Source organism: Mycolicibacter terrae (genome assembly GCF_010727125.1).
Taxonomy (GTDB): domain Bacteria; phylum Actinomycetota; class Actinomycetes; order Mycobacteriales; family Mycobacteriaceae; genus Mycobacterium; species Mycobacterium terrae.
In genome coordinates this window covers 1,038,128-1,057,763 of record NZ_AP022564.1, presented here as the reverse complement: position 1 = coordinate 1,057,763, position 19,636 = coordinate 1,038,128, and the positions used below count along the sequence as shown (strand labels likewise).

The following is a 19,636-nucleotide window of genomic DNA, read 5'->3' as shown; positions in this document are numbered from 1 at the left end:
CCTCATCGGTTCGCGTCCACCATGACCACCCGGTCGTTGCCGCGGTCGGCGACGTAGACGTTGCCATGCTTGTCGACGGCCACGTCCAGCGGGGCGTTGAGGCCGGTGAACGGCAACACCTCCGGAATCGCGGCCCCGGCGGCCAGTTTCACGACCTTGTTGCGGTTGTGCTCGGTGACGTAGACGTCGCCGGCCTCGTCCACCGCGACGCCCCGCGGTGAGACGATCCCGGTGAACGGCAACAGGACCTGCTCGTGGGAGGTCGCCAACACCTTGAGCACCCGGTTGTTGCCGGTGTCGGCGACGTAGACGTTGCCGGCGGAATCCACCGCCACCCCGCCGGGCTTGTTGAGGCCGACGAACGGCAGCACGGTCTGGATGTTCGTGCCGGGTTCCAGCCGCAACACCATGTCGGCGCCGCGGTCGGCGACGTAGACATTGCCGTCGGAATCCACCGCCACCCCGGCGGGGTCGTCCAGGCCGGCGAACGGCAGCACGGTGTGCGCGTCGGAACCGGCCGCGAGCTTGACCACCCGGTCGCCGAGGTCGGAGAAGTACACGTTGCCGACGCCATCGACCGCCAGGCCGCGAGGCTGGTACAGGTCACTGAACGGCAGCACCGCAGTGGAATCCGAGCCGGCCGTCAGTTTCACCACCCGCCCGTGCATACCTTCGCTGGTGACGTAGACGTTGCCGTCGCCGTCCAGCGCGACCGCGCCCGGGGAGAGCCGGTAATCCAGGTCGGTGAACGGCAACACCTCCTGCGCGGGCGACGCCACCGCTGACGCCGAGGAGGGACGGCTCACCAGATGCCCGACGCCGGCCACGACCGTGACCGCGGCGAGCACGGCGGCCGCCGCCAGGACCGGCTTGCGCGGCAGCCGACGCCGGGAGGAGGTGGGCATCGCCGGGGCCTCGGTGCGCTGCAACGGGGCCACCGGGAACGGCGCCGGAAGTGGCCCGCCCGGACCGGTGCCGAAATCGGCGTCGGGCGAAGCCCATTCCGGCCCGGCCGGCACCGGCCGCAGCGCGGCTTCGCCCCGGACCGCGGTTCGGGCGTCGGCCCGGACCTCTGCTTCCAGGCCGCCGGGCAGATGCATCGCGGGCTCGCCTCGCCGCAGGATCCGGACCACCTGGTGGCGTTCGGGCTCGGTCAGCGCCTCGTAGGCGGCCGCGGCCAGCTCACCGGCGCTGCTGTAGCGGTCCTCGGGTTTGGTGCCCAGCCCGCGGGCCAGCACGTCGTCGATGGCGGTCGGGACGCGCCCGGGGCGCAGTTTGCTGGGTCGCGGGGGCGCCATCGTGCGGCGTTGTTCGACCGCGTCGTCGACGGTGTCGGCCGGGAACGGCAGGACTCCGCTCAGGCACTCGGCCAGCACACAGGCCAGCGAGTAGATGTCGGCGAGGTGGGTGACCTGCTCGCCGGTCAGGCGCTCGGGAGCCATGTAATGCACGGTGCCGGTCGCCGGGTCCGCTCGCGTCCCCGGATCCGCGATGGCCGCAGCCACCCCGAAGTCCATCAGATGGGCCAGGTCGTCGTCGGTGACCAGGATGTTGTCGGGTTTGACGTCACGGTGGGTGACGTCGGCGTTGTGCGCCGCGTCCAGCGCCGCGGCGATCTGCCGCACGATGGCCACCGCGCGTGGCGGGCTCAACGGTCCGCCGTCCGCCAACAGGGTGGCCAGGTCGGTGCCGTCGATCAGGCCGGTCTCGAGATAGAGCACGTCGTCGATCTCGCCGTAGGCCCGGATCGGCACCACATGGGGTTCGGTCAGCTGACCGGCGGCCTCGGCCTCGTCCTCGAGTCGGCTGCGGAACGCCTCGTCGCCGGAGAACGACTCCGAGATCAGTTTCAGCGCCACCATCTCGTCACTGCGGGTGTCCTCAGCCCGGTAGACCTCACCCACGACGCCGTGACCCAACAAGCGCTCCAGCCGGTAGGGGCCGAACCGCGCCCCGGCCCGCGAACCCGGCTCGGTGTTGTTCACCGACGACGCTCCCTTCGCCTCACCAGCACCCCAGTGCCGCGAACCCGCGGCGAAAGCCTGCTCACCAGCCTAACCGGCGCCACCCCCATAAACGGTCACGAGATGGCGTTCACCGCCGCCAGGAGCTTCGATTTGAAGGAATCCGGCAACGGAATGGAACCGTACTGATCCAGCCCCTCCTGGCCGGGGCCGATGGCAGCCTGCATGAACGCCTTGACGGCCGCGCCGGTGGCGGCGTCGGGGTACTTCGAGCAGACGATCTCGTACGTCGCCAGCACGATCGGATAGGCGCCCGCCTCGGTCGGCTTGTAGAACGACGACGTGTCGAGTACCAAGTCGTTGCTCTGGCCTGAGTTCGACACGAACTTGGCCCCGGCGATCGTCTTGCCGACCGAGTCCGCGGATATCGACACCGGGTGCGGGCCCGCCGAGGTGATGACCTGCACCATCGGCAGTTGCTTGCCGACCGCGAACGACCACTCGTTGTAGGTGATCGAACCGTCGGTGTCCTGCAGCGCCGCGGACGTGCCGTTGTTCCCGGCGGCTCCTTCGCCGACACCGCCGTTGAACATCTCGCCGGTTCCCCCGCTCCATGCGCCGTCGGAGGCGACATCGAGATACTTCTGGAAATTGGCGGTGGTCCCGGACTTGTCGCTGCGGTAGACCACATGGATGGGCGTCGAGGGCAGCGGCACGCCCGCATTGAGCGCCTTGACCGCGGGATTGTCCCAGGTGCCGATTGTGCCGTTGAAGATCTTGGCCAGGGTGGGGCCGTCCAGGCTCAAGGAGTTGACCCCGCTGATGTGATAGGTGACCGCGATCGGGCCGAACACGATCGGCAGATCCCACGCCGGCGAACCGCACCGCTCCGACGCGCGTTCGGGTTGGCCCTTGGAGGCGTCGAGTGCCACGTCTGATCCGGCCAGATCGGTTTCGTTGGCGATGAAGTCGTCCACCCCGGCTCCGGAGCCGTTGGCGTTGTAGTCCAGGGTGTGGCCCGGACACGCCCGGATGTAGGCGTAGACGAACTGCTCGATCGCGTTCTCCTGCGCGGTGGAGCCGCTGGCGTGCAGTTCCTGCTTGCCGCCGCAGTCCACCGACGACTGCGGGCCTTCGGCCGAACCGGAGTCACCGGAGTTGCCGCCGCATGCCGAAACCGTAAGCACACCCACAACGAGGAAGGCCAGCAACACAGTCCATCGGCCGCGTCTCACAGCACAAAACCTTACCGTTGCTGCCAGCGGGCGGACGTAGCATTGCCCGATGCGGTCTCGCCGGATTCGCCTTGCCGAATTGCTCACCGCCACGGTGATCCTGAGCACGGCGGCGTGCGGATCCGCCACCACCGGCGATACCGACGCGACGCCGGCGCCGGTGGCGCTGTCGGAGACCGGCAGCACGCTGCTCTATCCGTTGTTCAGCGAATGGGGCGCTGCCTATCAACAGAAGTACCCCCACGTCACCGTCACCACCCAGGACGGCGGGTCGGGTGCGGGTATCGCCCAGGTCGCCGCGGGGGCGGTCGACATCGGCGCCTCCGACGCCTACCTGTCCGAAGGCGACCGGGCCGCCCACCCCGGCCTGATGAACATCGCGCTGGCCATCTCCGCCCAACAGATCAACTACAACCTGCCCGGGTTGACCGACCCGATCAAGCTCGACGGCAAGGTACTGGCCGCCATGTACTCCGGCACCGTCAAAACCTGGAACGACCCGCAGATCGCCGCACTCAACCCCGGCCTGAACCTGCCCGACACCCCGGTGGTGCCGCTGCACCGCTCCGACGGCTCCGGCGACACCTTCCTGTTCACCCAATACCTGTCCAAACAGGACCCCGACGGCTGGGGCAAAACCCCCGGCTTCGGCACCACCGTGGACTTCCCCGCGGTGCCGGGGGCCCTCGGGGAGAACAGCAACGGGGCCATGGTGACCGGCTGCGCCGCCAACCCCGGGTGCGTCGCCTATGTCAGCGCCAGCCAGAGCGAAGAGGCGCGTGATCGTCAGCTGGGCACGGCGCAGCTGGCCAACGCCGCCGGCCACTACCGCCAGCCCGACGCCAAGAGCATCCAGGCCGCCGCGGCCGGTTTCGCCGACCAAACCCCCGACAATCAGGCCGTCTCCCTGATCAACGCCCCCGCCCCCGACGCCTACCCGATCGTCAACTACGAGTACGCGATCGTCGACAGCAGGCCCAAGGCCGACCGGGACAACGCCACCGCCCAGACCCTGCAGGCGTTCCTGCACTGGGCCATCACCGACGGCAACGCCCCCTCCTTCCTCGACAAATTGCACCTGCAACCGCTGCCCGACGCCGTCGCCAAACAGTCGCAGGCCCAGATCGCCAAGATCAGCGCTGTTCGGTGAAGCGTTGACAACCGATCCGCAGGAAGCGGACGTAGCATGGCGCCGATGCCACCCGAAAGGCTCGACAGCGAGACCGGGAATGTCAGCGCTCCGGCCATGAGCGCTGTGGATCTGACCTTGGGTTTCGCAACGAAAACCGTGCTGAACAAGGTGAGTTTGGCATTTCCCGCCCGGGCGATCACGGCACTGCTCGGCCCCACCGGTTCGGGCAAGACGACATTTCTGCGCACCCTGAACCGGATGAACGACAAGGTCACCGGCTACCGCTACAGCGGCGACGTCCTGCTCCGTGGTGCAAGCATCTTCGGTGACCGGGATCTGATGGAGCTACGGCGCAGTGTCGGCATGCTGTTCCAGCGTCCCAACCCGTTCCCGATGTCGATCGTGGACAACGTCGTCGCCGGCGTCCGCGCCCATAAGATGGTGCCGCGCAAGGAGTTCCGCCGTGTCGCCGAAGAGAAGCTGCGACTGGTCGGGCTGTGGGACGCCGTCAAGGACCGGCTGGGCGATTCCCCGTTCCGGCTCTCCGGCGGCCAGCAGCAACTGTTGTGCACCGCCCGGGCGCTGGCGGTCAACCCCGACGTGCTGTTGCTCGACGAGCCCACGTCGTCGCTGGACCCGACCACGACCGACAAGATCGAACAGCTCATCTCGTCGCTGACCGGTCGTTTGACGGTGATCATGGTGACCCACGATCTGGCCCAGGCCGCCCGGATCGCGGACCGCACGGCCTTCTTCTTCGAGGGCAGGCTCGTCGAGGAAGGTCCCACCGCACAACTCTTCTCGTCTCCGCAGCACGAAGAGACCGTCCGCTACGTATCCCGGGGGCAGTTGACCGCCGAGAACGCCTAGGTAATCGCAAGGTACGACGAAAGGGTGTCACCGTGAAAACTCGCCTACGTAGCATGCTGGCCCTGTCAGCCGCCGCACCGCTGATCCTGGCCGGGGCGGCCTGCGGTGGGAAAACCTCCACCGCGCCATCGGATTCGGAGCATCCCGGTGGCGTGGCCACGACGCCGGCGTCATCGGACGTGTCGCTGTCGGAGACCGGCAGCACGTTGCTCTATCCGCTGTTCAACCAGTGGGGCCCGGCGTATCACGAGAAGTACGCCAACGTCACCATCACCACCCAGGGCACCGGTTCGGGCACCGGCATCTCGCAGGCCGCCGCGGGGGCGGTCGACATCGGCGCCTCCGACGCCTACCTGTCCGAAGGCGACATGAAGGAACACCAAGGCCTGATGAACATCGCGCTGGCCATCTCCGCCCAGCAGATCAACTACAACCTGCCCGGGTTGACCGACCCGGTCAAGCTCGACGGCAAGGTACTGGCCGCCATGTACTCCGGCACCGTCAAAACCTGGAACGACCCGCAGATCGCCGCACTCAACCCCGGCCTGAACCTGCCCGACACCCCGGTGGTGCCGCTGCACCGCTCCGACGGCTCCGGCGACACCTTCCTGTTCACCCAATACCTGTCCAAACAGGACCCCGACGGCTGGGGCAAAACCCCCGGTTTCGGCACCACCGTGGACTTCCCCGCGGTGCCGGGGGCCCTCGGGGAGAACGGCAACGGCGGAATGGTGACCGGCTGCGCCGAAACCCCGGGGTGCGTCGCCTACATCGGTATCAGTTTCCTCGACCAGGCGCGCGACAAGGGCCTGGGTGAGGCGCAGCTGGCCAACGCCGCCGGCAACTACCTGCAGCCCGACGCCAAGAGCATCCAGGCCGCCGCGGCCGGTTTCGCCGACCAAACCCCCGACAATCAAGCCGTCTCCCTGATCAACGCGCCCGCCCCCGACGCCTACCCGATCGTCAACTACGAGTACGCGATCGTCAACGGCAGGCCCAAGGCCGACCGGGACAACGCCACCGCCCAGACCCTGCAGGCGTTCCTGCACTGGGCCATCACCGACGGCAACGCCCCCTCCTTCCTCGACAAGGTGCACTTCCAGCCGCTGCCCGACGCTGTCGCCAAACAGTCGCAGGCCCAGATCGCCAAGATCAGCGCCGAGTAAGGCTGCCGTGCGCCGCACCGGCCGGCCTTCCGGTGCCCGGCAGGGCCGTGCCATCGCCGTGCTGGGCGCGGCGGGCGCCGCGGTGCCGCTGCTGGCGCTGATGTTCGTGCTTGCGACGCTGCTCATCGAGGCGCTGCCCGCGATCACCGTCAACGGGCTGCACTTCTTCACCGGCACCGACTGGAATCCGGGCAACACCTACGGTTCGGCGACGGTCACCCGCGGCGTCGAGCATCCGACCGGCGCCTACTACGGGGCGCTGCCGCTGATCGTCGGCACACTGGCGACGTCGGCGATCGCGCTGGTGATCGCCGTACCGGTGTCGGTCGGGGCCGCCCTGCTGATCGTGGAGCGGCTGCCGAAAGGGCTCGCCTCGACGGTGGGGATGGTCCTCGAGCTGCTGGCCGGTATCCCCAGCGTCATCGTCGGACTCTGGGGCGCCATGACGTTCGGACCGTTCATCGCTCACCACATCGCGCCGGTGATCGCCCACAATGCCCCGGATGTGCCGGTGCTGCGCTACTTTCGCGGCGATCCGGGGCACGGGGAGGGGCTGCTGGTTTCGGGTCTGGTGTTGGCGGTGATGGTCATTCCGATCATCGCCAGCACCAGCCGCGACCTGATCCGGCAGGTGCCTCTGTTGCCTCGCGAGGGCGCTATCGCACTGGGGATGACCGAGTTCGAATGCGCCCGGCGGGTCACGTTGCCGTGGGTGTCCAGCGGTATCGTCGGGGCGATCGTGCTGGGGCTCGGGCGGGCGCTCGGCGAGACGATGGCGGTGGCGATGGTCTCCGGCGCGGTGCTGGGCACCATGCCCACGACCATCTACTCCACCATGACCACCATCGCCGCGACCGTTGTGTCCCAGCTGGACTCGGCGATGACGGACTTCACCGATTTCGCGGTGAAGACCCTGGCCGAGGCGAGCCTGGTGCTGATGGTGATCACCCTGCTGACCAACATCGCCGCCCGCATACTGGTGCGCCGGGTGTCGGGGACCGCGCTGCCGGTGGGACGCGGAGTCTGAGGGCGCCGAGGTGAACCGCCGCAAGATCGTCAACGCCGCGTTCTGGTCGGGCTGCGTGCTGTGCCTTGCCGTGGTGGTGGTCCCGACGCTGTGGATGCTGATCGAGGTCGTCGGGCGCGCCCTGCCGGTGTTCGACTGGCATGTGCTGACCGACAACACCCGGGGCAACGGCGGCGGTCTACGCAACGCGATCATCGGCACCGCGGTGCTTGGTCTCGGGGTGCTGCTGGTGGGCGGCACCGTGAGTGTGCTCACGGGTCTGTACCTGTCCGAATTCGCCACGGGCAGAACACGCTCTATCCTGCGCGGCGCCTACGAAGTGCTGGCCGGGATCCCGTCGATCGTGCTGGGCTACGTCGGCTACCTCGCGCTGGTGGTGTTCTTCGGCTGGGGATTCTCGCTGGCCGCCGGGGTGCTGACGCTGTCGGTGCTGTCCATCCCCTATATCGCCAAGGCCACGGAGTCCGCGCTGGGCCAGGTCCCGACGTCCTACCGGGAGGGCGCCGACGCGCTCGGCCTGCCGGCAGGGTGGACACTGCGCAAAATCGTGCTGAAATCGGCGACACCGGGGATCGTCACGGGAATGCTGGTGGCGCTCGCCCTGGCGATCGGCGAGACTGCACCGATGCTCTACACCGCGGGCTGGTCCAACACCGCGCCCACCGGCGAACTCACCCACTCCCCGGTCGGCTACCTGACCTATCCGATCTGGACGTTCTACAATCTGCCGTCGAAGTCCGCCCGCGACCTGTCCTACAACGCAGCCTTTCTGCTGATCATCTTCGTGTTGTTGCTCATCGTGGTCGGGCGCCTGATCAGCTGGCTATCCCGCCGGCATTCGGAGGGCTGAGCACGATGACTGACGATTCGGCACCCAAGCCGCTGGACGGCTTGCGGGTCCTGGACTTCACCCAGAATGTGGCCGGCCCGTTGGCCGGCCAAGTGCTGGCCGACCTGGGCGCCGAGGTCATCAAGGTGGAGGCGCCCGGCGGTGAGGCCAGCCGGCACATCACCTCGGTGCTGCCCGGCCGTCCGCCGCTGGCCGTCTACTTTCTGCCCAACAACCGCGGCAAGAAGTCGGTGACCGCCGATCTGCGCACCGCACAGGCCCGCCGGCAGATCCTGTCGTTGACCGACACCGCCGACGTCGTGCTGGAGGCTTTCCGGCCCGGCGTGATGGAAAGGCTCGGGTTGGGGCCGGACGAACTGCGTTCCCGCAACCCCAAACTCATCTACGCGCGACTGTCGGCCTATGGCGGCAACGGCCCGAACGGCGACCGGCCGGGGGTCGACCTGATGGTGGCGGCCGAAGCCGGAATGACCTCGGGCATGCGCACTCCCGACGGCAAGCCGCAGATCATCCCGTTCCAGCTGGTCGACAACGCCAGCGGGCATGTGTTGGCCCAGGCGGTGCTGGCGGCGCTGCTCAACCGGGAGCGCCACGGTGTCGCCGACGTGGTCGAAGTGGCGATGTACGACGTGGCGGTGGCCCTGCAGGCCAACCAGCTCACCGTGCACCTGAACCGCCCGGACACGCTCCCTGCCGGCGCACCGGCCAAGCGGCGCAAGGGAGTCGGGTTCGCCACCCAGCCGTCGGACGCCTTCCGCACCGCCGACGGCTACGTCGTGATCAGCGCCTACACGCCCAAGCACTGGGATACGCTCTGCCACACCATCGGCCGGCCGGAGCTGGTCGCGGATCCGCGGTTCGCCGACCAGCGCTCCCGGTCGATCAACTACGCCGAGCTCACCGATGAACTGGAATCCACGCTGGTCTCGGCGACGGCGGCCGAATGGGTGGATCGGTTGCAGCGCAGCGGTTTGATGGCGTGTCTGGCCAACACCTGGAAGCAGGTGGTCGACACCGCGCTGTTCGCCGAGAACCGGTTGGCGTTGCGGGTCGGCGACGGCGACGACGCGGTCACCGTGGTACGCACGCCGGCCCGCTACAGCTCGTTCGACGCCACCACGACCGACCCTCCCCCGACTCCGGGTCAGCACAACGACGTTTTCTTGGCCGACGAACCGCTGGGTTGAGCGGCCAGCGCACGCGCACCCGCCAGTGCAGCCAGTAGTACCGCCACGCAGATCAGCCCGGCGTCCTTGAGTCCCCACTTGATCGCCAGCAGCGTCGCCGCGGCCGGCATGCCCAGGACCGGGATGCGACCAGCTCAGTGGACAGCATCAGCGCCACGACAACGAGCAGTTCGGCCACCGCGAACACTCGGTAGCTACACGAATTCCCAGGCGGCGCGGGCGATCGCCAGCTCCTCGTTGGTGGGAACCACCAGGACGGTGGTGCGTGAGTCGTCGGCGGAGATGATCCGCGCGCCCTTGCCGGTCCGGTTGCGTGCAGGGTCGACGACGATGCCCAGCCCCTCCAAGCCCGTCAGCGCGTCCTCGCGTACCGCGGCGACGTTCTCCCCCACCCCCGCGGTGAAGGCGATCGCGTCGACGCGGCCGAGCACCGCCAGGTAGGCGCCGACGTACTTGCGCAACCGGTGGACGTAGACGTCGTAGGCCAGCTTCGCGGGCGCCGAACCGTCGGCGATGTGTTCGAGCAGCTCCCGGAAGTCGTTGATCCCGCACATCCCCTTGAGTCCGGAGCGCCGGTTGAGCAGTTCGTCGAGTTGTTCGACTCCCATGTCGGCGGTGCGCCGCAGGTGCATCAGTACGCCTGGGTCGATATCTCCGCAGCGGGTTCCCATCACCAGCCCCTCCAGCGGGGTCAGCCCCATGGAGGTCTCCACCGCGACCCCGCCCTGCACCGCCGACGCCGACGCCCCGTTGCCCAGGTGCAGCACGATGGTGTTGAGCTCGGCGAGGTCGGCGTCCAGCAGCACCGCAACCTGGGCCGAGACGTACTCGTGCGAGGTGCCGTGAAACCCGTACCGGCGGATGCCGTAATCGCTTGCCACGTCGCGGTCTATCGCATAGGTCGCGGCCGCCTGCGGCAGCGAGTGGAAGAAGCCGGTGTCGAAGACCGCCACGTGCGGCACGTCCGGGAAGTCGGCGCGCGCCACCTCGATGCCGATCGCGTTGGGCGGGTTATGCAGCGGCGCCAGCTCGGCGAGCCGCTCGATCTCGTCCAGCACCGCGTCGGTGATCAGCGTCGGCGAATAAAACATCGTGCCGCCGTGCACAACCCGATGTCCGACTGCCCGGATCGCAGCGAGGTCGATCCCGGAATCGAGGAGCCGCCGGTGAATCCAGCGCAGACCGGCCGCGTGATCGGGAATCCTTCCCTCCGGCTCGCCGATCTGTTCGACCAGCCCCGAGACCACCGCAGTGCCGGCCACCGGGTCGACCACCTGGAATTTGATCGACGACGAGCCGGAGTTGAGCACCAGCACCAGCCCGGCGTCGCCGACGGTCACCGAGCCGCCTCCTGCGCCTGGATCGCGGTGATCGCCACCGTGTAGACGATGTCGTCGACCAACGCTCCCCGGGACAGGTCGTTGACCGGCTTGGCCAATCCCTGCAGCACCGGCCCGATCGCGACCGCACCGGCGCTGCGCTGCACCGCCTTGTAGGTGTTGTTGCCGGTGTTCAGGTCCGGGAACACCAGTACGGTGGCCCGGCCGGCCACCGCCGAGTCCGGCATCTTGGCCGCCGCCACCGTCTCGTCGACCGCGGCGTCGTATTGGATCGGTCCGTCGGCGAGCAGGTCGGGCCGACGCTGGTGCACCAATTGTGTTGCGGCACGGACCTTGTCCACACCCGCCCCGGCGCCGGATTCACCGGTCGAATACGACAGCAGCGCCACCCTGGGATCGATGCCGAACGAGGCGGCGGTGGCGGCCGAGGAGATCGCGATATCGGCGAGTTGCTCGACGGTCGGGTCGGGCACCACCGCGCAGTCGCCGAACGCCAGGACCCGGTCGGCCAGGCACATCAGAAAGACACTGGACACCGTCGAGACCCCGGGCGCGGTCCGGATGATCTCGAACGCCGGGCGGATGGTGTGCGCCGTGGTGTGCGCGGCACCCGACACCATGCCGTCGGCGATCCCCAGTTGCACCATCATGGTGCCGAAATAGGAGATGTCGCGCATGATCTCGCGGGCGCGTTCCTCGGCGATCCCCTTGTGCGCGCGCAGTCGGGCGTATTCGGCGCCGAAGGATTCCAGCAGGCCGCTGCTCGCGGGGTCGACGACCTGCGCCGCGTCCAGGTCGACCCCGAGTTCGGCGCCGCGCCCGCGCACCGCGTCCTCCACGCCGAGCAGGGTCAGGTCGACGATACCGCGGGACAGTAATCGGCCGGCCGCCAACAGAATCCGGTCATCGGTGGCTTCGGGTAGCACGATGTGGCGCCGGTCGGACCGGGCGCGCTCCAGCAGCTGGTACTCGAACATCTGGGGCGTCACCACCGTCGACGCCGGCACCCGGATCCGCTCGGTCAGTTCGGCGCCGTCGATGTGGGCGGCCATCACCGCGAGCGCGGTGTCGATCTTGCGCAGCGCGTCGACGGTGATCCGCGAGCCGGTGTTCGACACCTGTTCGGCGGTGTCGTAGGTACGGTGGCCGGTGGCGATCAGCGGCAGGGTGGGCCGCAACCCCTTGACCAGTTTGTCGATCGCCGGGTGCGGCAGCAGTCCGCCGTTGAGGATGATTCCGGCCAGCGACGGGAACCCTTGTGCCTCATGGGCGTTCACCAGTGCTAGCAGCACGTCGGAGCGATCGGCCGGCACGATCACCACCTGGCCCTCGGTCAACCGCTCCAGAATATTCTCGGCGGTCATCCCGCCGACCATCACACTGAGCGCCTCGCGGCGCAGCAGCTCCGGGTCGCCGCTGTAGACGGTGCCGTCCAGCGCCGTGCACAGTTCGGCCATCGTGGGGGCGGACAGCAGCGCCACCTCGGGAACCGCAAACGCCGGGATGTCCAGGGAGCCGGGGTCGCCCAGATGTTCCGAGATCGCCGCGGTGACGTCCGCCAGCCGGTCCGGGTCGCAGCGGTTGGCGATCACCGCGGCTGTGCGGGCGTGTACCGCTTCCGCTTCGGCCAGGCAGCGCGCGGTGATCTCGCCGATGGCCTGCGCATCACGCTGGTGACCGTTGATGGCCAGCACCAGCGGCGCCCCCAGGTTCACCGCGACGCGGGCGTTGAAGCTCAGCTCGCTCGGATTGACCACGTCGGTGTAGTCACTGCCGACCACCAAGACGGTTTCGCACTGGCGCGCGACGTCGTGGAACCGTGCGACGATCTCACCCAGCGCGGCTTCCCGGTCGGAGTAGACCTGCTGGTAGGTCACGCCCCGGCAGCGGGTGTGATCGTCGATCTTTGCGGTGGCGTGCGCGAGCAGCAGCTCGAGTTGCGCGTCGGGCTCGTCGAGTGAGCGCACGATCGGGCGGAACACGCCGACCCGTGCCGACGAGGCGGCCAGCAGGTGCAGCAGGCCCAGCGCGATGGCGGACTTGCCGGTGCCACCCTCGACGGCGGCCAGGTAGATGCTCGACGTGCGAGCCGGTTCGGCTTCGGTCATGGTGCCCTCAACCTAATTGAGGCGGCCGCCTTGGGCCTCGATCACCGCGAGATTGAAGCCATGCAGGTGATTGCGCGCAAATGCCTGCATGGCTGCAATCTCGCGGAATGTCGGGTGGCTCAGCGCAGCAGGTGCCGGCTCATCACCACACGCTGGATCTGGTTGGTGCCCTCATAGATCTGGGTGATCTTGGCATCGCGCATCATCCGCTCGACAGGGAAATCGGTGGTGTAGCCCGCCCCGCCGAACAACTGCACCGCATCGGTGGTGACCTCCATGGCCACATCGGAGGCGAAGCACTTCGACGCCGCCGAGATGAAACCCAGACCGGTCTCACCGCGTTCGGCACGCGCGGCGGCGCTGTAGACCATCAGCCGGGCCGCCTCCAGCTTCATCGCCATGTCGGCGAGCATGAACTGCACCCCCTGGAAGGTGCTGATGTTCTTGCCGAACTGCTTGCGGTCCTTGGTGTATTCGATCGCCGCGTCCAATGCCCCCTGGGCGATACCGACGGCCTGGGCGCCGATGGTCGGGCGGGTGTGATCCAACGTCCGCAGTGCGGTTTTGAATCCCGTCCCGGGCTCACCGATGATCCGGTCCCCGGGGATGCGGCAGTTCTCGAAGTACAGCTCGGTGGTCGGCGACCCCTTGATACCCAGCTTGTGCTCCTTGGGCCCGATGGTGAAGCCCTCGTCGTCGATGTGCACCATGAACGCCGAGATACCGTTGGCGTCCAGGTCGGGGTCGGTCACCGCCATCACCGTGTACCAACTGGACTTGCCGCCGTTGGTGATCCAGCACTTGGAGCCGTTGAGGATCCAGTCGTCGCCGTCGGCCTTGGCCCGGGTACGCATCGCCGCGGCATCACTGCCGGCCTCCCGCTCACTCAAGGCATACGAAGCCATCACCTCACCCGTTGCCAGGCCCGGCAGCACCTGCCGCTTCAGCTCGTCGGAGCCGGCCAGGATCAGCCCCATGGTGCCCAGCTTGTTCACCGCGGGAATCAGCGAGGACGAGGCGCAGACGCGGGCCACCTCCTCGATCACGATGCATGCCGCCACCGAGTCCGCACCCTGCCCGCCGTACTCCTCGGGCACATGCACGGCATTAAAGCCCGAGGCGTTCAACGCCGCCAGCGCCTCCTCGGGGAAACGCGCCTGCTCATCGACCTCCTTGGCGTAAGGAGCGATCTCCTTCTCGGCCAACGCCCGAATCGCCGCCCGCAGCTCATCGTGCTCTTCGGGGAGTTGGAACAGATCAAACGACGGATTCCCGGCCCACCCAGCCATCACAGCCTCCTAAGCTACTCACCGGTAACTTTATCTTGTAGTTTCGCGTCCTTCGCAAGCACGGTGTCCGCCAGGTGCTGTTGGAAAGTCTCCATCCGGGCCCGTAATGCCGCATCGGCGGAGGCCAGAATACGCACCGCCAGCAACCCCGCGTTGCGCGCGCCGCCGATGGAAACGGTGGCCACCGGCACCCCGGCCGGCATCTGCACGATCGACAGCAACGAGTCCAGCCCGTCGAGACGGGCCAGCGGAACTGGCACCCCGATCACCGGCAGCGGTGTGGCGGAGGCCACCATCCCGGGCAGGTGTGCGGCCCCGCCCGCCCCGGCGATGATCACCTCGATGCCGCGGCCGGCGGCGTCGCGGGCGTAGTCGAACATTCGCTGCGGGGTGCGGTGCGCCGAGACCACCCCCACCTCGAAGGGGATGTCGAACTCGGCCAGCGCGTGGGCCGCTTCTTCCATCACCGGCCAGTCGCTGTCGCTGCCCATGATCACGCCTACCCGGGGACCGGGCTTGTGCTCACTCATGCGGATCCCATCCATCGCTCCATTCCCCGTGCGACAACCAGTGTGCCGCGCTTTCGGCCCGCTCACGCAGCTTGGCCGACGCCGTCGCGTCATCACCGAGCAGGTTGACGTGCCCGATCTTGCGGCCCGGCCGCTCGTCCTTGCCGTACAGGTGCACGCGCGCGTCGGGATAGCGGGCGAACAGGTGGTGCAGCCGCTCGTCCATCGTCATCGCCGGCGGTTCGGGAGCCCCGAGCACATTGGCCATCACGGTGACCGGCACCACCGGGGAGGTGGCGCCGAGCGGATAGTCCAGCACCGCGCGCAGATGCTGCTCGAACTGGCTGGTGGCCGCGCCGTCCATCGTCCAGTGCCCGGAGTTGTGCGGCCGCATCGCCAGCTCGTTGACCAGCAGCTCGCCGCTCGTGGTCTCGAACAGTTCGACGGCCAGCACCCCGACCACACCCAGCTCGTCGGCCAGGCGCAGCCCCAATTGCTGTGCGGCGGCGGCAGATTCAGCAGGCAGATCGGGGGCCGGCGCGATCACCGTCACACAGATCCCGTCTTCCTGCACCGTCTCCACCACCGGCCACGCCGCACCCTGACCGAACGGCGACCGGGCGACCAGCGCCGAGAGCTCACGGCGCATCGCCACCCGCTCCTCGGCCAGCACCGGCACCCCGGAGGCCAGGTACTCCGCGGCGGCGGCCCGGGCCTGGGCCACGTCGTCGACGATCGTCACCCCGCGCCCGTCGTACCCGCCCCGGACGGTCTTGACCACCATCGGGCCGCCGGTCAGCTCGGCGAACTCGTCGACCGCCTGCAGAGACTCGATAGCGGCGAACCGCGGTACCGGCGCCCCCAGGGCGGCCAGCTTGCGCCGCATCACCAGCTTGTCCTGGGCGTGTAGCAGCGCAGCCGGCGGCGGCGCCACGTTGACGCCCTCGGCGACCAGCTTGTCCAGCAGCTTGCCCGGAACGTGCTCGTGGTCGAAGGTGAGCACGGTGGCTCCGGTCGCGGCCCGGCGCAGGTCGTCGAGGTCGGTGTGCGAGCCGATCACCACGTCCGGGGTGACCTGCGCCGCCGGCTCATCGGCCGCGGCGGCCAGCACCCGCAACCGCTGGCCGAGTGCGATCGCGGCCTGGTGGGTCATCCGCGCCAGCTGACCGCCGCCGACCATGGCGACCAGGGGGCTGCGGCCACCTGCCGACGGCGGCGCGGCGGTTGGGGGTTTCGGCACGGGCAATATCGTGTCACGTCGGCCCGTCCGCGTCGTTATCCAGTCATTAGGCGCAGATCAGGCAAAGTCCGTACACTGGCGACTTGTGTCTTTTACCGACGCCACGATCGCTCGCCTGCCACGGGTGATCCGGCCGCTGGCCGAGCGCCACCATGAGTTGATCAAGTTCGCCATCGTGGGCGCGACCACCTTCGTCATCGACTCGGCGCTGTTCTACACGCTCAAGCTGACGATTCTGGAGCCCAAGCCCGTCACCGCCAAGGTCATCTCCGGCATCGTCGCGGTGATCGCGTCCTACATCCTCAACCGTGAGTGGAGCTTCAAGGACCGCGGTGGCCGGGAGCGCCACCATGAGGCACTGCTGTTCTTCGGCGTTAGCGGCGTCGGCGTACTGCTGTCGATGGCGCCGTTGTGGTTCTCCAGCTATGTGTTGCAGCTGCGGGCGCCGATGGTCTCGCTGACCATCGAGAACATCGCCGACTTCATCTCGGCCTACATCATCGGCAATCTGCTGCAGATGGCGTTCCGGTTCTGGGCATTCCGGCGCTGGGTCTTCCCCGACGAGTTCGCACGCAGCGCGGACCTGGCACTGGATGCGACGATCGAGACCGGCGCACTCGCCGAGGCGATCGAGGACTCCCTGGAGGGAGGCCCGGACACCGGTGTGGTGACCCTGTTCCGGCGTCCGGCGCGGCGTCAGCCCGCACCGGACGGGTTGTCGAAGACTTCGTGATAGAGCAGCGCGTGGACCTGTTCCACGCGCGGGATGTCGTAGAACTCCAGCGGTTCCTGTGACGCCGACTCGATGATCAGCGTCCCGGTGCGCAGCATCCGGTCAACGAGCCCGTGGACGAACTCCACACTGTTGACCCGCGCCAGCGCGATGTCGATTCCGCTGCGGGTCAGCAACCCGTGCCGGTACATTACGCGCCGGTCGGTGACGACGAAATGCGTGGTCAGCCAGGTCAAAAACGGCCAGATCGCCAGCCAGCCGACCACCACCAGCCAGATCGCCCAGATCACCCCGAACACCACGTTCTTGGCATTGGGGTCCCAGGCCCGGGGGTTGACGATCCCGGACGCGAACCCGGCGCAGGCCGTGGCCAACAGCAGGGCCACCAGTGGCAGGAGCAGGCGTTTGACGTGCGGATGCCGGTGCAGCACCACCTGTTCGTCTTCGGCCAGCACGTTCTCCGGATAACCCACGGCCGGTCCTAGTCGAGCCCTGCTGAACCGCCGGGCCGCAGCCGCGTGACGTCGCCGGCCGACACGGTCACCGTGTCATCGCCGGTGTTGATGACGAGCCGGCCGGTGTCGTCGATCGCCTCGGCGAGACCCTCGACCCGATGCCCGCCCGGGGTGTCAGCGCGCACCCGGGCGCCCAGCGTGCAGCTGTACCGCCGGTAGTCCGCCGCCAGCGCCTCATCTGCCCCGCCGGCCGCACGCCACGCCGCGATCCGGGCCGCAAGGTGCCGAAGAACCTTGTCCGCCCAGAGGTTTCGGTCGAGAACCGAAACGCCGAGCATGGCCAGCGAGACCGCCGCCGGATCCGGCGCCTGCTGCGCGGTCATGGTCACGTTGAGGCCCAGTCCGACCACGACGAGCGCCTTGGGCGCGGCCACCTCGGCGAGGATGCCGGCCAGCTTGCCTTGCTTGTCTGAGCCCACCAGGACGTCATTGGGCCACTTCAGGCCGACCTGCAGACCCGAGACCTCGGTGAGCGCATCGGCCACCGCGACCCCGGCCGCCAGGGTCAGCCAACCCCATCCCGAGGTCGGCACCATGTCCGCGGCGACCCCCACCGACAGTGCCAGTTGGCTACCTGCCGGGGACACCCAGCGCCGGCCGTGCCGACCGCGGCCGGCTGTCTGGTGTTCGGCCAGCAGCACCACACCGTCGATGTCCTCGCCCGCCGCGGAACGGGCCAGCAGATCGGCGTTGGTGGACCCGGTTTCGGTGACCACATCCAGAGCGCGCCACGGTTGACCCGACCCGGTCAACCCGTCACGCAGAACATTTGCGTCAAGCGGTGGCTGAACATCCATTTCCCCAGCCTAGTAGCCGGTGCCGTCGCCGCGCCGGTTGAAACGCCCGACCGCAGGGTACTCCGGCCCATGAAGGCGCCTGTGTCCTCAACATCGATTACCGAATGTTGCCGTCGCACCGGATATCCGACGCGATCGAGGACGGCCTGAGCGGGTTGCGCTGGCTGATGCGCCGCGGCTATGACCCCGAACATTTCGGTGGTCGCCGGCGACTCGGCGGGCGGATATCTGGCTTTCATGACGACCCTGGCCGCCCTGGCGGCTGGTCTGGCGAAACCTGCTGGCATTGCGGTGGTTTCACCCTTCACCGATGCCGACCCGACGGCGAAGATGCGGCACCGCAACGCCGACCGGTGTGCGATGTTCCCCCGCGGAGCACTGCCGGCCTTCACCCGCTATCTCCGTCGGGCCCAGGTCGTTTCGCCGGTGGATGCCGATCTGTCGGCACTGCCGCTGGTCACCATCCACGCCAGCTCCGACGAACTGCTGCTGCCCGACGCCGAGGTCATGGCGCAGCGATTGCAGGCCGCCGGTGTCCCCTGCGATCTGCACTTGTGGGACGGCCAGATTCACGATTTCCCGCTGGCGGCCGATGTGCTGCCCGAAGGCCGCCGGGCGATCCGCTACATCGGCGACTTCGTCAAGGAAGTCACTGAAAACGCCGAACCCGAACCCAACCCCGGTCCCGAACCCGGTACGGCCGCCGCCTGAGCTAGGCGCCCAGCTGCTCCAGGCGATGCCGGCGCGGCGCCAGAGCGCACGCGTGCCGATACATGCCGGCCCACGGATCACCGCGTTCGGCCATCCGCTTGGGCACGTCGCGCAGGGTGAACCCGTCCGGCCGCAAGCCCGGCACGTCGAGTTCGTCCCACTCCAGCGGAGTGGCCACCGGCGCACCCGAGCGAGCCCGGACCGCGTAAGGGGCCACCGCCGTCTGCCCATAGGCGTTACGCATCACGTCCACATACAACCGGCCACCACGACCGGACTTGCGCATTTCACAGGTGCGATGCCGCGGGTCGTCGTCGACGACCAGGCCGGCGACGGCCCGGGCGAACCCGCGAGCGGTGTCGAAATCGGCGCCGCCCCGCAGCGGCGCGACGACATGCAGTCCGCGGGAACCCGTCGTCTGCACGTAGGGCGTCATACCCAGCTCCTGAAGGACGTCGGCGACCGCACGGGCGGTGGCCCGGACCACGGCGAAGTCGTCGTCGGCCGGGTCCAGGTCGAACACCAGTCGATCCGGGGTGTCCAGGTGCGGCCGGCGCGACAACCAGGCGTGCAGGGTGACACAGTCCTGATTGGCCGCCCAGACCAGCGCCTCCTCCCGCCCGACCACCGGATGCACGACGGATCCCGCGCCGGACTTCTTGGCGACCTCGATCCGGTCCATCCACTCCGGCAGTGAGGTGGCGAAATTCTGCTGGATGAACCCTTCCTCGTCGATGCCGCCGGGGAACCGGGTCAGCGTGAGCGGACGGCCGTCCAGGTGCGGCACCATCACCGGTGCCAGTTGCCTGTAGTAGTCGATCAGGTCGCCCTTGGTGATCGCTTCGTGGGTGCCCGACGCCGGGAAGAGCACCCGGTCCGGATGAGTGATCGCGACGTTGGGCTTCATAGCAGCCGCGTACCCGCTGATGCCGAAGCGATAAACGTTTACCCCGTGAATCACTT

Annotated in this window: 18 protein-coding genes and 1 pseudogene; 8 read left to right on the top strand and 11 right to left on the bottom strand. The window is 68.4% G+C overall.

Annotated features, from left to right (window positions below; all coding sequences use genetic code 11):
* Nucleotides 1–2: 2 nt before the first annotated feature.
* Together G6N23_RS05150 and pstS (G6N23_RS05145) are read right to left on the bottom strand one after the other, a co-directional pair.
* Nucleotides 3–1,985, bottom strand: a complete 1,983-nt coding sequence (locus tag G6N23_RS05150; protein WP_085259119.1) for a serine/threonine-protein kinase PknD — start codon at nt 1,983–1,985, stop codon at nt 3–5.
* Between the two features lie 95 nt (nt 1,986–2,080).
* Nucleotides 2,081–3,199, bottom strand: a complete 1,119-nt coding sequence (pstS, locus tag G6N23_RS05145) for a phosphate ABC transporter substrate-binding protein PstS (RefSeq protein WP_085259120.1) — start codon at nt 3,197–3,199, stop codon at nt 2,081–2,083.
* Nucleotides 3,200–3,248: 49 nt separating this feature from the next.
* Between pstS (G6N23_RS05145) and pstS (G6N23_RS05140) the strand changes: the two genes are divergently transcribed.
* Genes pstS (G6N23_RS05140) through G6N23_RS05115 form a run of 6 tightly spaced genes read left to right on the top strand, consistent with a single transcriptional unit; the run spans nt 3,249 to nt 9,431 of the window.
* On the top strand, nt 3,249–4,349 hold the full coding sequence (pstS, locus tag G6N23_RS05140) for a phosphate ABC transporter substrate-binding protein PstS (RefSeq protein WP_085259121.1): 1,101 nt from the start codon (nt 3,249–3,251) through the stop codon (nt 4,347–4,349).
* A gap of 45 nt (nt 4,350–4,394) precedes the next feature.
* The gene (locus G6N23_RS05135; protein WP_109560175.1) at nt 4,395–5,201 is read left to right on the top strand and encodes an ATP-binding cassette domain-containing protein; all 807 of its coding nucleotides are present in this window, start codon (nt 4,395–4,397) and stop codon (nt 5,199–5,201) included.
* A 32-nt stretch (nt 5,202–5,233) separates the two neighbouring features.
* Complete coding sequence (gene pstS / locus G6N23_RS05130; RefSeq protein ID WP_095173966.1) at nt 5,234–6,367, top strand: phosphate ABC transporter substrate-binding protein PstS; 1,134 nt, start codon at nt 5,234–5,236, stop codon at nt 6,365–6,367.
* Nucleotides 6,368–6,374: 7 nt separating this feature from the next.
* Nucleotides 6,375–7,394: a phosphate ABC transporter permease subunit PstC gene (gene pstC, locus G6N23_RS05125; protein ID WP_085261400.1), complete on the top strand. Its 1,020-nt coding sequence runs from the start codon at nt 6,375–6,377 to the stop codon at nt 7,392–7,394.
* Between the two features lie 10 nt (nt 7,395–7,404).
* A complete protein-coding gene (gene pstA / locus G6N23_RS05120) occupies nt 7,405–8,244 on the top strand; it encodes a phosphate ABC transporter permease PstA (protein WP_085261399.1) in 840 nt (279 codons plus the stop codon).
* Between the two features lie 5 nt (nt 8,245–8,249).
* Nucleotides 8,250–9,431, top strand: a complete 1,182-nt coding sequence (locus G6N23_RS05115; protein WP_085261398.1) for a CoA transferase — start codon at nt 8,250–8,252, stop codon at nt 9,429–9,431.
* Here G6N23_RS05115 and G6N23_RS05110 read toward each other — a convergent pair.
* The 6 genes from G6N23_RS05110 to G6N23_RS05085 all read right to left on the bottom strand — a co-directional run bounded on the left by G6N23_RS05110 (nt 9,389) and on the right by G6N23_RS05085 (nt 15,857).
* Nucleotides 9,389–9,541, bottom strand: a complete 153-nt coding sequence (locus G6N23_RS05110) for a hypothetical protein (RefSeq protein ID WP_308214922.1) — start codon at nt 9,539–9,541, stop codon at nt 9,389–9,391. The genes G6N23_RS05115 and G6N23_RS05110 overlap by 43 nt on opposite strands.
* A gap of 84 nt (nt 9,542–9,625) precedes the next feature.
* Nucleotides 9,626–10,771, bottom strand: coding sequence for an acetate kinase (locus G6N23_RS05105; RefSeq protein WP_085261397.1), 1,146 nt, complete (start codon nt 10,769–10,771; stop codon nt 9,626–9,628).
* Nucleotides 10,768–12,879 carry a phosphate acetyltransferase gene (gene pta / locus G6N23_RS05100; protein WP_085261396.1) on the bottom strand — a complete coding sequence of 704 codons (2,112 nt, stop codon included), beginning with the start codon at nt 12,877–12,879 and terminating at the stop codon, nt 10,768–10,770. The genes G6N23_RS05105 and pta overlap by 4 nt, the downstream gene beginning before the upstream one ends.
* A gap of 119 nt (nt 12,880–12,998) precedes the next feature.
* Nucleotides 12,999–14,168, bottom strand: a complete 1,170-nt coding sequence (locus tag G6N23_RS05095) for an acyl-CoA dehydrogenase (RefSeq protein WP_085261395.1) — start codon at nt 14,166–14,168, stop codon at nt 12,999–13,001.
* Between the two features lie 14 nt (nt 14,169–14,182).
* Nucleotides 14,183–14,698, bottom strand: coding sequence for a 5-(carboxyamino)imidazole ribonucleotide mutase (purE, locus tag G6N23_RS05090; protein WP_085261394.1), 516 nt, complete (start codon nt 14,696–14,698; stop codon nt 14,183–14,185).
* A complete protein-coding gene (locus tag G6N23_RS05085) occupies nt 14,691–15,857 on the bottom strand; it encodes a 5-(carboxyamino)imidazole ribonucleotide synthase (protein WP_234808648.1) in 1,167 nt (388 codons plus the stop codon). Before G6N23_RS05085 ends, purE begins: the two co-directional genes overlap by 8 nt.
* A 145-nt stretch (nt 15,858–16,002) precedes the next feature.
* Between G6N23_RS05085 and G6N23_RS05080 the strand changes: the two genes are divergently transcribed.
* A complete protein-coding gene (locus G6N23_RS05080) occupies nt 16,003–16,650 on the top strand; it encodes a GtrA family protein (RefSeq protein ID WP_085261392.1) in 648 nt (215 codons plus the stop codon).
* Here the strand turns inward: G6N23_RS05080 and G6N23_RS05075 are convergent.
* On the bottom strand, nt 16,614–17,123 hold the full coding sequence (locus tag G6N23_RS05075) for a PH domain-containing protein (protein WP_085261391.1): 510 nt from the start codon (nt 17,121–17,123) through the stop codon (nt 16,614–16,616). The two genes, G6N23_RS05080 and G6N23_RS05075, sit on opposite strands and share 37 nt — an antisense overlap.
* A gap of 8 nt (nt 17,124–17,131) precedes the next feature.
* Nucleotides 17,132–17,962 carry a biotin--[acetyl-CoA-carboxylase] ligase gene (locus G6N23_RS05070; protein ID WP_085261390.1) on the bottom strand — a complete coding sequence of 277 codons (831 nt, stop codon included), beginning with the start codon at nt 17,960–17,962 and terminating at the stop codon, nt 17,132–17,134.
* Between the two features lie 77 nt (nt 17,963–18,039).
* Between G6N23_RS05070 and G6N23_RS05065 the strand changes: the two are divergent.
* Nucleotides 18,040–18,673 (top strand): annotated as a pseudogene (locus G6N23_RS05065) (alpha/beta hydrolase); the annotation flags it as partial.
* A 1-nt stretch (nt 18,674) separates the two neighbouring features.
* On the opposite strand, the gene ligD reads toward G6N23_RS05065, so the two are convergent.
* Complete coding sequence (ligD, locus tag G6N23_RS05060; RefSeq protein WP_085261389.1) at nt 18,675–19,580, bottom strand: non-homologous end-joining DNA ligase; 906 nt, start codon at nt 19,578–19,580, stop codon at nt 18,675–18,677.
* Nucleotides 19,581–19,636 lie beyond the last annotated feature (56 nt).

Coding starts and splice junctions, on each gene's coding strand:
- G6N23_RS05115 (WP_085261398.1), top strand. CDS start 8,250: ATGACTGACGATTCGGCACCCAAGCCGCTGGACGGCTTGCGGGTCCTG.
- purE (WP_085261394.1), bottom strand. CDS start 14,698: ATGAGTGAGCACAAGCCCGGTCCCCGGGTAGGCGTGATCATGGGCAGC.
- ligD (WP_085261389.1), bottom strand. CDS start 19,580: ATGAAGCCCAACGTCGCGATCACTCATCCGGACCGGGTGCTCTTCCCG.
- G6N23_RS05095 (WP_085261395.1), bottom strand. CDS start 14,168: ATGGCTGGGTGGGCCGGGAATCCGTCGTTTGATCTGTTCCAACTCCCC.
- G6N23_RS05135 (WP_109560175.1), top strand. CDS start 4,395: ATGCCACCCGAAAGGCTCGACAGCGAGACCGGGAATGTCAGCGCTCCG.
- pta (WP_085261396.1), bottom strand. CDS start 12,879: ATGACCGAAGCCGAACCGGCTCGCACGTCGAGCATCTACCTGGCCGCC.
- G6N23_RS05085 (WP_234808648.1), bottom strand. CDS start 15,857: ATGGTCGGCGGCGGTCAGCTGGCGCGGATGACCCACCAGGCCGCGATC.
- G6N23_RS05070 (WP_085261390.1), bottom strand. CDS start 17,962: ATGGATGTTCAGCCACCGCTTGACGCAAATGTTCTGCGTGACGGGTTG.
- G6N23_RS05110 (WP_308214922.1), bottom strand. CDS start 9,541: ATGCCGGCCGCGGCGACGCTGCTGGCGATCAAGTGGGGACTCAAGGAC.
- pstS (WP_085259121.1), top strand. CDS start 3,249: ATGCGGTCTCGCCGGATTCGCCTTGCCGAATTGCTCACCGCCACGGTG.